This window comes from Neisseria sicca VK64 (assembly GCF_000260655.1).
Lineage (GTDB): Bacteria > Pseudomonadota > Gammaproteobacteria > Burkholderiales > Neisseriaceae > Neisseria > Neisseria sicca_B.
The window spans coordinates 1-13,908 of the sequence record NZ_AJMT01000059.1; the positions used below are offsets into that span (position 1 = coordinate 1).

Sequence of the window (13,908 nt, forward strand, 5' to 3'; positions counted from 1 at the left end):
CTGAATCTGCAGGATTTGGAATTGGAAAACAAGGCTGATTGTCCTGTCCATAATGCTTTCTTTACCTGTTTTTCCAGCCGCGTCAACGATTTGAACCAGTTCCGCCTGTATGGCAAAGAAAACGGCGTGGAAGCATCGGGCTGCTGCTTGGTATTTAATAAAAGCGGGGATTGGTTGAAAGGGCCTGATATTTCTGCTTCGTTCAGAAGTTTTACAAATAAACAGAATGAAGGTTTCAAAGAACCAATAGAGGCAGATGTAGCGGGTTTAGAAGATAAAAACCTGCCGCTTTATCAGGTAGCTTATATCGCTTATTCCGATGAATATATTGCTAAGGAAAAATGCACAATATGGCTACCCGATGCAAGAAGACCAAAATTTGGTATTCGATTAAAGCCTGTTGGGAAAAATCTAAAATGGCATAAGTTCCGTATTAAGGAGCTCAAAGCAGCGTTGTGGAAGTTAATGAACCTATCTAAGATCAAAGATGAAGACAAAAAAGCTTTGGAATATATCCGCTATCTGTTTAAAGATTTTGCTTTCCGCGATGAGGAAGAGTTTCGCCTGCTGAAAATCGAACAAATCGGTTCGGATAACATCAAATATTGCCAAACCACAAAATCCGTCTATCTGCCTTATGCCGATATACGCGATATTGTGGATGAAGTGATTTTGGGGACGAATTACGAAAAGAGCGGAAAAGAGCGTAAAGCGGAAGTTTTTCAGCACTTGATGCGGAAGCATTATCCAAACGTTAAAGTGTCCCGCTCGTCGTTGCCGATTAATGCCAATCCGCCGATTAAAAAGGATTAGCCAGCAGTAGGTCGGATACTTGTATCCGACAAAAGCCTGCTATCCCAAAAGCCGTCAGATTCGAGAATCTGACCTACTGAAACTGGGCATCGGGTGTAGGGTGTGTGCGGTACGCACGCACGCGGTTGTTGAACCCAAAACCCATCCAAGGTCGTCTGAAAACCCGTTACAGAGTTTTTTCAGACGACCTTTATTCTTCCCGCCGACAGGCATACAATCACGAGCGCGGTTTCCTTCATGGATTCAGTACGACTCAGGTACGCGGTTTAAGGTCGTCTGAAATATAGACAGGCTTGCCGCAAAACCAATTAATATCTAAATTTCCAACCATCCTTTAACCAGAAATAAAAATCATGAATTTCGATCTTGAAAACCTCTCTTCATTCTCAGGCTGGGAGCGTCTCGTTGAAACCGGCATGGCATTCGGTACCAATCTCGTTGCGGCGTTGGCGATTTTCTTTGTCGGCAGATGGATAGCTTCCCGCCTCGTTATTTTGATGAAAGCTGCGCTGACCCGCGCCAAAGTAGATAGGACGCTGGTGAGCTTTCTGGGCAATGTAGCTAATATCGGTCTGTTAATCCTGATTATCATTGCCGCGCTGGGCAAGCTGGGCATCCCGACCACGTCGGTTACCGCCTTAATCGGTGGCGCGGGCTTGGCGGTGGCTTTGTCGCTGAAAGACCAACTGTCGAACTTTGCCGCCGGCGCGCTGATTATTCTGTTCCGTCCGTTTAAAGTCGGCGACTACATCAAAGTAAACGGCTTCGAAGGCACCGTGAGCGAGATTAAAATGGTGCAGACCGCACTGAGTACGCCCGACAATGAAGAAGTTATCCTGCCCAACAGCGTCGTTATGAGCAACAGCATCGTGAATCGTTCTTCCATGCCGCTGTGCCGCGTGCAGGTAGTGGTCGGCGTGGATTACGCCTGTGATTTGAAGGCCGCCAAAGCCGCCGTCTTGAAAGCCGCTACCGAGCATCCTTTGTGCGTACAGACCCAAGGCAAAGAGGCAGTAACATATATTACCAACTTGGCCGACAGTGCCATCGAAATCACGCTTTGGGCGTGGACGAACGAAGCCGATTTGGGCGCGTTCCGCTTCGGGCTGAACGAGCAGGTAGTGGAAAACCTGCGTGCCGCCAATATCAATATTCCTTTCCCGCAGCGCGATGTGCATATCATCCAGCAGCAGGGGTAAGTTTCGGATTGGCGAATCCGACCTGCTGAAACCGTAGGCATACGGTGCTTGAATCCAAAGCCCATCTGAGGTCGTCTGAAAACCTGTCTTATGGTTTTCAGACGACCTTTTTATATTCTTTCTGTTTCCTGTATTATTCATATTGGTTTAACCACTTTTTCTTGAAAGGTATAAATAATGTCGCTCACTTTAAAATCTGTTCTGACCGCCGGTTTGCTCCTTCTTGGATTCCAAGCCGCTGCCCAAGATATTCCGCAAGCGTTTCAAGGCAAATGGGCCGGGCATTATGAAGGGAAGGTTTCGCCCAAACATGTAAGGGCTTTATGTGCCATGGGTTATGATGAAAACGCTGCTATGGATAATGTCGATGTGTCGGAAGATAGCGGCTTTTATATTGAAATAGGTAAAAAATCAATTGAATTAAATGGTTGGGAATGGGGCGCGAAATATACGAAACTGAATTATCGAATTTATTCGCCCGATAAAATCGCAGGTACGGCACGCGTTCGGGAAGAGGAGCCGGAGCAAGGTACACAGATTTATAACGATAATTTTGAGTTTTCGTTAAACCGAGGCGTGCTGACGCAAAGATTCCGTGATTTTTCAACGGACGGCTCAGGCAAAAAAGTTTGGTGGACGCGTACGCTGATGCGTTGCAAATAATGCTGGGCAAACCGTAGCCGGCCGCAGGTTGAAGGCTTGTATCCGACAACAGCCGCTGCCATCTCAAATAGCCGTCGGATTCGAGAATCCTACCTACGGCAAAACCGTAGCAAGAGAGAATAGAAACCCGTAGCGTGGGCTTTGCCCACGAATCAAACTCAAAATTTCAGACGACCTCTTTTACCCAACATTATCGTGGGCAAAGCCCACGCTACAATGTATACCGACTACTGACGGTATTGAATGATTACTTTGCCGAAAACGGTATCCGAACGGCTTGATTCGAGTTTTGGTATTTTTGCCCGACGGGGTCAAAAATACAGTTGCTGCTGAAACTACCAAACCGAAACCCATCCAAGGTCGTCTGAAAACCTGTCTTATGGTTTTCAGACGACCTTTATTGTTCCCGCCGACAGGCATACAATCAAAAGTGCAGTACCTTTCATTGATTCAATACAAGGAGACAGTTATGCGCGGCATAAAATCAGTTGCATTGTTGTGTACTTTGGCATTGGGTGCGCCGGCATTTTCGGCGGGTTTGACCAAAACGCTACCGGGCGATTTGACGACGGCTCAGGCGCAGGCGGTGGTGCAGGCTTCGATGAAAAAGGCGCGTGAAATCAGGGTGCCGATGAATATCGCGGTCATGGATGCAGGCGGTAATTTGAAGGCGTTTGCGCGTATGGACGATGCGTTTATCGGCAGTATCGATATTGCGCAGAAAAAGGCGAAAACGGCACGCTATTTCAATATGTCCACCCGCGATTTGGGCAAGGCTTCGCAGCCGGGCAGCGAGCTTTACGGTATTGAGGTGACCAACGACGGTTTGGTGATTTTTCCCGGTGGTGTGCTGCTGGTGGATAAAAACGGCGTTATCGTCGGCAGCGTCGGCGTGAGCGGCGGCTCGGTCGATGAAGACGAAAGCGTTGCGAAAGCAGGTGCGGCGGTCTTGTCGGGCAGGTAAGCCGCAGCTTGAGGCAACCCGACGCGTTTCTTTTCATTGATTTGCGTTGGGTTGTTGAAATACGAAGAGGTCGTCTGAAAATGCGGGTCTAAACTCCCGCTGTCTTTTCAGACGACCTTTTTGCATTTGTTGACATTTTTACCGCTTGGGGCATGACGTTCGGGCATATGGGGTCGTCTGAAACCTGAAATGCTGTCTTTCCCAAGCACAATTCGCTGCAATGGGATATGATTATCCTTTTTCAGACGACCTGTCCTGATATGGGGTCGTCTGAAAAGCTGATTCCGTCGGGTGCGGCGGAGTCCTGAGAAGCCGTTAAGCCATACAAGAAAGCCAAGATGTCCGAAACAGCAGTCCAAGAAACCCAAGAAACGCCAAACAGTGTGCCTACGTCGTCTGAAACACAACCCACCTCGCCCAAGCGCAAGAGGCGCTGGTTGCGGGGTCTGTTGCTGGCGTTGGTTGTGCTGGTGTGCGTGCTGGCGGGCTTTATCGGCTGGCTGGTGGGGACGGAATCGGGTTTGCGTTTCGGTTTGTACAAGATTCCGTCGTGGTTTGGCGTGAAGATTGCGTCGGAAACGCTGGAAGGTACGCTGGTCAAGGGTTTTCACGGCGATAAGTGGATGATTGAAACGGATGGGGCGGATGTGAAAATCAGCGCGTTCCGTTTTGATTGGAAGCCGTCCGAACTGTTTCAGCGCAGCCTGCACATTACTGAAATTGTGGCGGGCGATATTGCGGTCGTGCCGAAGCCGACGCCGCCGAAAGAGAAAAAGCCGTCCAAAGGGCTGCCTGAGAGTATCGATTTGCCTGTGCTGGTGTTCATCGACCGTTTTGAGACGGGCAGGCTCAGCGTAGGCAAAAATTTTGACAAGCAGACGGCCTATCTCGACCATCTGAATGCGGCATACCATTACGATCAGAAAGAACACCGCTTGGATTTGAAAACCCTCGATACGCCGTGGAGCAATTCGACGGGTTCGGCGGTGGTCGGGCTGGAGAAGCCTTTTGCGCTCAATACGACGATTCAGACGAAGGGCGAGCTGGAAGGCGAAACGATAGAGGGTAAGGCGCGTCTGTGGGGCAGCTTGCAGGACGTGCAGACTGAAATCCTGCTGGACGGCGACGATGTGCATTTGTCGGCGAAATCTACGGTGCATCCGTTTGCCGCTTCGCTGGACAAGATGATCGGCGAGGTACTGGTCAAGGGTTTCAACATCAACCCGACCGCGTTCCTGCCGTCGCTGCCCAAGGCAAACCTGACGTTTGACGCGACCGTCGTGCCTTCGTTTACACACGGTATCGCGCTGGACGGTTCGCTCGACTTGGAAAACAAGGCGGCGGGTTTTGCCGATGCAAAATCCATTCCGGTGCGCAACATTCTGGCGGACTTCACCATCAACGACAACGGCGTGGTAACCGTCCAAGAGTCTGAAATCGGGCTGTTGGAGGAAGGTTCGTTCAATGTCGCCGGTACGGTCGATACGGTGAAAAACGCGCTGGCGCTCAAGATTAATGTGAACAACCTCGTTTCAGACGACCTCGTCCGCACCAATGTTGCCGGTCAGTGGAACGGATTTATCGGCGTCAAAGGCGAAACCGCCTCGCCCGCTATCGACTGGAATCTTGAAAGCGGCAGCGCGCAACTCTCCGGCCTGCTGTCCTTCGTTACCGACAGACAATACGGTCAACGCACCCTCAAACTCGACCGCGTCCGCGTCGCACCGCAAAACGGCGGCGAACTGACGGCGCAAGGTTCGCTCGAACTCTTCAAAGACCGCCTGCTCAAGCTCGACGTTTCCAGTAAGGCGTTCAATCCGTCCCGCTTAGACTCAAAACTGCCCGCCGGCAGCGTCAACGGTACCATCAATCTTTCAGGCGAACTGGCGAAAGAAAAATTCGCCGGCAAAATGCAGTTTGCGCCGAGTACGTTAAACAACGTCCCCCTCAGCGGCAAAGCCGACGTCGTTTACGAATCCGGACACCTCCCGCGCGCGCTGACCGATCTGCGTTTGGGCAACAATATTGTTAAAACCAACGGCAGCTTCGGCAAAAAAGGCGACCGTCTCAATATCGACATCACTGCTCCCGACCTTTCCCGTTTCGGTTTCGGACTGGGCGGGCTGCTCAATACGCGCGGCTACATTTCAGGCGACCTCAAAGGCGGGCTGAAAACCTACGAAGCCGACCTCTCCGGCGAAGCGCGCGCGCTGCGTGTCGGCGAAGCCGTCAACATCCGCATGCTTGACTTCAAACTCAAAGGCACGCCCGACATCAACCGTCCGCTTGCCGCCGACATCAAAGGCAGCCACATCGCCCTTTCCGGCGGCGCGACCGTCATTGATGCGGTCGACCTGTCCCTTAACGGCACGGGTGCGCAACACCGCATACACGGCAGCAGCAGCATGGCGTTGGACGGCAAACCTTACAAACTCGAAGTCAACGCGGCGGGCGGTCTGAACAAAGACTTCAATCAGTGGAAAGGCAGCGTGGACACGCTCGACATCGGCGGCGCGTTCAACCTCAAACTGCAAAACCGCATGAACCTCGAAGCAGGCGCGGAGCGCGTTTCCATGAGCGCGGCGCGCTGGAGCGTGATGGGCGGCAGCCTCAACCTGCAAAACTTCGTTTGGGACAAAAAAACCGGCATCACCAGCAAAGGCAGTGCGCAAAGCCTGCACATCACCGAGCTGCAAAACTTCGTCAAAATCCCCGTCGAACACAACTTGGTACTCGGCGGCGATTGGGATTTGGCGTACAGTCAAAACGCCCGCGGCTACCTCAACATCAACCGCCAAAGCGGCGACATCATCCTGCCGAACAAAGACCCGAAAAAACAGATGCCTTTGGGCTTGAGCGCGCTCTCCCTGCGCACCCGTTTCCAAAACGGCCGCATCGACAGCACGCTTGACGGCAGCACCCGTTTCGGCAGCGTCAACGCCAATCTGGGCATCAGCCAGCAGTTTGGCAACAAAATCGCTAACGCGCCCATAAGCGGCAAAATCAACCTCAACGTCCCCGACTTGGGTGCAATTAAAACCTTCCTGCCCGCCACCGCGCAAGGCATTACGGGTCGTCTGAACGCAGCCGCCACCATAGGCGGGCGCGTCGGCGCACCTACCGTCGCCGCCACCTTGAACGGCACCAGCAATTACGGCGCTGCCGACGGTACGGTCAACATCGGACAAGGCTCAAGCATAGACACCGCGCCTTTGAGCGGCAAACTCAACCTCAACGTCGCCGATCTCGAAGTCTTCCGCAACTTCCTGCCCGTCGGACAAACCGTCAAAGGTCGTCTGAATGCCGCCGTCAGCCTTGGCGGACGCGTCGGCGAACCGCAGCTTTCCGGTACCCTCAACGGCGAAAACCTCTACTACCGCAACCAAACCCAAGGCCTCATCCTCGACAACGGCGTTTTACGTTCCCATTTGCAGGGACAACGCTGGGTCATCGACAGCCTCAAGTTCCACAAAGGCGGTACGCTCGAGTTGAAAGGCTCCGTCAACCTTGCCAACGCCGACCCTGACGTTGACGTGGATGTCGTCTTCGACAAATACGACACCCTTTCCCGTCCGAACCGCCGCTTGCGCCTCTCCGGCAGCGCGAAAGTGCAATACAACCAGCAAAAAGGCGTGTTCCTCAACGGTACGTTAAACAGCGACTACGGTATGTTCGGTTCGCAAAAATCCTCCATGCCCTCGTTGGACGACGATGTCGTCGTGTTGGGCGAAGAGAAAAAACAAACCGCCGCCGTGACGCCTATCAACCTCAACCTCACGCTCAACCTCAACGACAATATCCGTTTCGTCGGTTACGGCGCAGACATCACCATAGGCGGCAGGCTGACCATCACTTCCCGCCCGGGCGAAGCCATCCAAGGCGTCGGCACGGTGAAAGTCGTCAAAGGCCGTTACAAAGCCTACGGTCAAGACCTCGACATCACTAAAGGTACGGTTTCTTTCGTCGGCCCGCTCAACAACCCCAACTTGAACATCCGCGCCGAACGCCGTCTTTCCCCCGTCGGTGCAGGCGTCGAAGTCCTCGGCAGCCTAAACAATCCGCGCGTGACCCTCGTTGCCAAAGAAGCGATGAGCGAAAAAGACAAACTTTCTTGGCTCATCCTCAACCGTGCCAGCAGCGGCAGCGACGGCGACAATGCCGCACTTTCTGCAGCAGCAGGCGCGCTCCTTGCCGGACAGGTCAACGACAGGCTCGGACTGGTGGACGATTTGGGCATCACCAGCCAACGCAGCCGCAACGCCCAAACCGGCGAACTCAACCCCGCCGAACAAGTGCTGACCGTCGGCAAGCAGTTCACCAACAACCTCTACGCAGGTTACGAATACGGTCTTTCCAGTGCCGAACAGTCGGTCAAGCTCGTGTACCAGCTCACCCGCGCCATCCAAGCCGTTGCCCGCGTCGGCAGCCGTTCATACGGCGGCGAGTTGAAATACACCATCCGTTTCGACAGGCTCTTCCGTTCGGATTACGAAAACGACCGCAAAATCGAAGAAGCGGAAAAACAAAAAGCCGAGCAAACGCAATAACGCCGTCGAAAAAGAAAAGGTCGTCTGAAAACCACACTTTAGGGTTTTCAGACGACCTTTTTCATGCGCGGCAATCTCGTTCCTTTTTCTTGAGGACAGATAGGCAGGTCGGTCATATCCGTTCCGCAGGGGCGCTGTCGGACAGGTTTTCAGACGACTCCATAGCCCCCGTCCCGCCCTGAAATCCTGTTAGAATACCGTTTCATTTCATCCATAATAATCAAACCATTCCCATTTAAAGCCGCGTCCAATACGATGAAACTCCCGCCGCTCAAACCCCTTATCATCACCTCGCTGCCCGTCTTCGCCAGCGTCTTTATCGCCGCGACCCTTGTCTGGCGGTTTGGCACGCCCAAGCTCGCCATGCCTTTCGTACTCGGCATCATCGCGGGCGGCCTCGTCGATTTGGACAACCGCCTGACAGGTCGTCTGAAAAACATCATCATTACTGTCGCCCTGTTTACCATTTCATCACTCGTTGCCCAAAGCACGCTCGGCACAGGTCTGCCCTTTATTCTCGCCATGACCCTGATGACGTTCGGCTTTACCATTTTGGGCGCGGTCGGGCTGAAATACCGCACCTTCGCCTTCGGCGCACTTGCCGTCGCCACCTACACCACGCTCACCTACACCCCCGAAACCTTCTGGCTGACCAATCCCGTCATGATTCTGCTCGGGACCGTGTTATACAGCACCTGCACACTCGTTTTCCAAATCATCCTCCCGCACCGCCCCGTCCAAGAAAGCGTCGCCAACGCCTACGAAGCGCTCGGCGGGTATTTTGACGCCAAAGCCGACTTTTTCGACCCTGACGAAGCCGCCTGGCTCGGCAACCGCCAAATCGACCTCGCCATGAGCAACACCGGCGTCATCACCGCCTTCAACCAATGCCGCGCCGCCCTGTTTTACCGCCTGCGTGGCAAACACCGCCACCCGCGCACCGCCAAAATGCTGCGCTACTACTTTACTGCCCAAGACATACACGAACGCGTCAGCTCCGCCCACGCCGACTACACCGAGCTGACCGATACCCTCAAAAACACCGACCTCATCTTCCGCATCCGCCGTCTGCTCGAAATGCAGGGGCAGGCGTGCCGCAACGTTGCCGCCGCCCTGAGGAACGGCAAAGACTACACATACAGCAAACGCCTCGGACGCGCGATGGAAGGCTGCCGCCAATCCCTCGCCCACTACACCGACGACCACCCCGAAAGCCGCAACATCCACCACATCCGCCGCCTGCTCGACAACCTCGGCAGCGTCGATCACCAACTGCGCCAGCTCCAACACAGCGACTCCCCCGCCGAAAACGACAACATCAGCGATACCCGCATCGCCGCCCTTGAAAACAGCAGCCTGAAAAACGTTTGGCAGACCGTCCGCAGCCAGCTCAACTTCGAGTCCGGCGTTTTCCGTCACGCTACGCGCCTCTCCATCCTCGTTGCCGCCTCCTGCATCATCGTCGAAATCCTCCATCTCAACCTCGGCTACTGGATACTCCTGACCGCAGTCTTCGTCTGCCAACCCAACTACACCGCCACCAAAAGCCGCGTGTACCAACGCATTGCCGGCACCATCCTCGGCGTCATCGTCGGCTCCCTCGTGCCTTATTTCACCCCCTCCGTCGAAACCAAACTCTGGATCGTCATCGCCAGCACCACCCTGTTTTTCATGACCCGAAGCTACAAATACAGCTTCTCCACCTTCTTCATCACCATCCAAGCCCTCACCAGCTTCTCCCTCGCCGGGCTGGACGTCTATGCCGCCATGCCCGTCCGCATCATCGACACCATCGTCGGCTCCGTCCTCGCGTGGGCAGCCGTCACCTACCTCTGGCCGGACTGGCGTTACCTCACCCTCGAAAAAACCGCCGCCCAAACCGTCGGCGGCAACGGCGCCTACCTCAGAAAAATCCTCGACCAGCTCCAATACGGCATCGCCGACGACGTCGAATACCGCACCGTCCGCCGCCAAGCCCACGAGCGCACAGCCACCCTCAGCAGCACCCTTTCCGACATGAGCAGCGAACCCAAAAAATACGGCAACAACCTGCAAAGCGGCTTCACCCTCCTCAAAACCAGCTACGCCCTTACCGGCTACATCTCCGCACTCGGCGCATACCGCAGCGAAATGGACGGCGCGTGCAGCCCCGACTTCGTCCGCAAGTTCTACCAAAGCGGCTACCGCATCGCCGACCTGCTCGAACGCCTCCCGCAAACCGGCGAACAAGATTTTCAGGCGACCCTCTCCCAAATCCGAACCGACTTGGAAGCCTTACAAACAGAAGCAGGCGACGAACGCCAAAGCCACATCCTCCACCGGCAGCTCACCCTCATCGCCAACCAGCTCGACCCCTGCTACCGCAGCCTGCACGACATTGAAGCCAGCCCGCAAGCCGTGTGATATAGTGGATTAACTTTAAACCAGTACGGCGTTGCCTCGCCTTAGCTCAAAGAGAACGATTCTCTAAGGTGCTGAAGCACCAAGTGAATCGGTTCCGTACTATCTGTACTGTCTGCGGCTTCATCGCCTTGTCCTGATTTTTGTTAATCCACTATATTAATCGGCAGGCAAACGAAAGGTCGTCTGAAAACCCGAAACAAGGTTTTTCAGACGACCTTTTTTCAATAAACCAACGCGTTTACTCCCCGCCTTCAACAATCTGCTTAAGGCGGTACAGTGCGTCCAAGGCTTCGCGGGGGGTGAGGTCGTCGGGGCGGATTTGGTTTAGGGCTTCGGCGAGTGCGTGGTGGGCGGGGTGGTTTTCTTGGCTTGCGACAGTTTGGGCTTCAGTGTCCGCTGTTTCGTCTTGGCTAAACCCGCTGTATTCGTTTTCAGACGACAGGGTGCTGAAGATGTCCAACTGCGGGCGGACGGCGGCGGCTTGGGCTTCGAGTTCGTCCAGATGTTTTTGGGCGGCTTTGAGGGCGCGGGTGGGCAGGCCGGCGAGTTTGGCGACGGCGATGCCGTAGCTTTTGCTGGCGGGACCGGGTTCGATGTGGTGGAGGAAGACGATGTCTTGTCCTTGTTCGAGCGCGGAAAGGTGCATATTGACTGCGGTTGCGTGGGCTTCGGGCAGTTTGGTCAGCTCGAAATAGTGGGTGGCGAAGAGGCTGAAGGATTTGTTTTTTTGCAGCAGGTGTTCGGCGATGGCGTGCGCGAGGGCGAGGCCGTCGAAGGTGGAGGTGCCACGTCCGACTTCGTCCATGAGGACGAGGGATTGGTCGGTGGCGTGGTGGAGGATGTAGGCGGTTTCGCTCATTTCGACCATGAAGGTGGAGCGGTTGGAGGCGAGGTCGTCGGAGGCGCCGATGCGGGTGAAGATTTGGTCGATGGGGCCGATTTGGGCGGCGTCGGCGGGGACGAAGCTGCCGGTGTGCGCCATGAGGACGATGTGGGCGACTTGGCGCATGTAGGTGGATTTGCCGCCCATGTTGGGGCCGGTCAGGAGCATGAGGCGGTGTTTGTGGTCGAGGCGGGTGTGGTTGGCGGTGAAGTGGCGCACTTGTTGCTCGACGACGGGATGGCGGCCGTTTTCGATATGGATGACGGGGTAGTCGGCGAACTCGGGGCAGACGAAGCCGCGTTCGGCAGCGGTGGCGGCGAAGGTGGAGAGTACGTCCAGCGCAGCAGCGGCTTTGGCGGCTTTTTGAAGCTGGGGAAGGGTCGTCTGAATGTCTTTGAGGAGGGCTTCAAACAGGCGTTTTTCCAATGCCAATGCCTGCTCTTGCGCGGTCAGGACTTTGTCTTCGAAGGTTTTGAGTTCGGGGGTGATGAAGCGTTCGGCGTTTTTCAGGGTCTGGCGGCGTTGGTAGTCGGCGGGGGCTTGTTCGGCTTGAACTTTGGATAGCTCGATGTAGAAACCGTGGACGCGGTTGAACTCGACTTTGAGGGTGGAGAGGCCAGTGCGTTCGCGTTCGCGCGCTTCGAGGTCAAGCAGGAATTCGTCGCCGTGGTTTTGGATGTGGCGCAACTCGTCGAGTTCTGTGGAATAGCCTTGGTTGATGACGCCGCCGTCTTTGAGCCAGACGGCGGGTTCGGGCATCACGGCGGCTTTAAGGGTTTCGGCGACGGGCAGGGTTTCGGGGAAAACGGCTTTGAGGGTTTCCAACAGGCTGCTGCCCTCGGCGGACAATTCGATTTCGGATAGGGCAAACAGGCTGTCGCGCAGGGCGGCGAGGTCGCGCGGACGGGCGTTGCCGACGGCGATGCGGGCGGCGATGCGTTCGATGTCTGCGATGTTTTTCAGACGGCCTTGCAGGGTTTCGTATTGCGAACCCAGCGCGGCAACGGCTTCTTGGCGGGCGCGGATATGGGCGCGGCTGCGTAAGGGGTGGTGCAGCCAGAGTGCCAAGAGGCGGCTGCCCATGTGGGTGGCGCAGCCGTCGAGTATGGAAAACAGGGTCGGCGATTTTTTGCCGGAGAGGGTTTGCGTGATTTCGAGATTGCGGCGCGTGGCGGCGTCCATGCCGATATATTGGCTGTCGGTTTCGAGCGAAATGCCGTCGAGGTGTTGCGGCATCAGGTTTTGCGTCAGGCGGATGTAGTTCAACAGCGCGCCCGCCGCGCCGACGGCGGCTTCGTGTTCCTTGCCGTCCAAACCGAAGCCGTGCAGGTCTTGGCAGCCGAAATATTCGGTCAACAATTTCGCACCCGCATCGGCGGCAAACTGCCATGAGTTCAGGCGCGTAATGTTGGCAGAGGTCGTCTGAAACCCATCAGACAGGCTTTTGCCTTCGGGCAACAGGATTTCCGCCGCCTGCAAACGCGCCAGCTCGTCGGCGAGTTTGTCCGCCGTCGTCAGCTTGGTTTTGAATTCGCCGCTTTGCAAAGATGCCCAAGCGATGGCGATGTGTTTTTTATCCGCGTTCACCGCCGCGATGCGATTGGTTTCCTTGTCTTCCAAAAACGCCGCGTCGGTCAGCGTGCCGGGCGTCACGATGCGCACGACTTTGCGCTCCACCGGCCCTTTGCCCGCGCCGACTTCGCCCACCTGCTCGCATACCGCCACGCTTTTGCCCATCTTCACCAGCCGCGCCAGATACTGCTCCGCCGCGTGAAACGGCACGCCCGCCATCTTAATCGGCACGCCGTCCATCTGCCCGCGCGTGGTCAGGGTGATGTCCAACAGCTTCGCCGCTTCCACCGCGTCATCCAAAAACAGCTCGTAAAAATCGCCCATACGGTAAAACACCAGCTTGTCGGCGTGCTGCGATTTGATGGCGAGATACTGCTGCATCATCGGGGAAACGGCGGATTTGCTCATGGGAATGCCTTGCAAAACGGAAAAGCCTTATTGTAGCAAAAGGTCGTCTGAAACCCTAAAACAAGGTTTCAGACGACCTTTTATAGTGGATTAACTTTAAACCGGTACGGCGTTGCCTCGCCTTGTCCTGATTTAGTTAATCCACTATATGTATGCCGCTTAGGGTTTTTCGTAAACGAAAATAATGTCCAAGTCTTTTTTCGGCAGGAAATTTTCTTTGACTGCTTGGAAGCGGTTCGGCCCTACTTTGCGCAAGGATTTGTCCCAACAAAGTGAAATCACGGTATTAGGCTCGCGGTCTATGGTCAACGTGAATTTACCGATGGGTTTTGCCCAGTTGGCACCTGTGGTCAGGATATAGCCCAAATGGTGATAGACCTTTTCTTCTTTCACATTTTTAAAGTTGTTAAGGAAGTTTTCATCCATGCAGTAAGCGTCTATAAATGCTTTGCTGTC

At 55.0% G+C, this 13,908-nt stretch carries 9 protein-coding genes; 7 read left to right on the plus strand and 2 right to left on the minus strand.

Features of this window, described 5'->3' with window-relative positions:
- The 7 genes from HMPREF1051_RS03555 to yccS form a co-directional block, all read left to right on the plus strand.
- A partial coding sequence (locus HMPREF1051_RS03555; RefSeq protein WP_050901438.1) for a hypothetical protein occupies positions 1 to 813 on the plus strand: 813 nt, incomplete at its 5' end.
- A gap of 128 nt (positions 814 to 941) precedes the next feature.
- The gene (locus tag HMPREF1051_RS14175) at positions 942 to 1,100 is read left to right on the plus strand and encodes a hypothetical protein (RefSeq protein WP_155815281.1); all 159 of its coding nucleotides are present in this window, start codon (positions 942 to 944) and stop codon (positions 1,098 to 1,100) included.
- 66 nt (positions 1,101 to 1,166) lie between these two features.
- A complete protein-coding gene (locus HMPREF1051_RS03560) occupies positions 1,167 to 2,012 on the plus strand; it encodes a mechanosensitive ion channel family protein (protein ID WP_003764586.1) in 846 nt (281 codons plus the stop codon).
- Between the two features lie 177 nt (positions 2,013 to 2,189).
- Complete coding sequence (locus HMPREF1051_RS03565) at positions 2,190 to 2,675, plus strand: hypothetical protein (RefSeq protein WP_003764578.1); 486 nt, start codon at positions 2,190 to 2,192, stop codon at positions 2,673 to 2,675.
- Positions 2,676 to 3,144: 469 nt separating this feature from the next.
- The gene (locus HMPREF1051_RS03570; protein WP_036491656.1) at positions 3,145 to 3,639 is read left to right on the plus strand and encodes a GlcG/HbpS family heme-binding protein; all 495 of its coding nucleotides are present in this window, start codon (positions 3,145 to 3,147) and stop codon (positions 3,637 to 3,639) included.
- Positions 3,640 to 3,977: 338 nt separating this feature from the next.
- Positions 3,978 to 8,186: a translocation/assembly module TamB domain-containing protein gene (locus tag HMPREF1051_RS03575; protein ID WP_036491659.1), complete on the plus strand. Its 4,209-nt coding sequence runs from the start codon at positions 3,978 to 3,980 to the stop codon at positions 8,184 to 8,186.
- A 255-nt stretch (positions 8,187 to 8,441) separates the two neighbouring features.
- Positions 8,442 to 10,589, plus strand: a complete 2,148-nt coding sequence (gene yccS / locus HMPREF1051_RS03580; protein ID WP_003764581.1) for a YccS family putative transporter — start codon at positions 8,442 to 8,444, stop codon at positions 10,587 to 10,589.
- A 238-nt stretch (positions 10,590 to 10,827) separates the two neighbouring features.
- Here yccS and mutS read toward each other — a convergent pair whose 3' ends face one another.
- Entirely contained in the window at positions 10,828 to 13,452 is a 2,625-nt protein-coding gene (gene mutS, locus HMPREF1051_RS03585; protein WP_036491661.1) for a DNA mismatch repair protein MutS, read from the minus strand.
- A 159-nt stretch (positions 13,453 to 13,611) separates the two neighbouring features.
- Positions 13,612 to 13,908 (minus strand): DUF4424 family protein (locus HMPREF1051_RS03590; protein ID WP_155815282.1); only part of this gene is annotated, 297 nt, incomplete at its 5' end.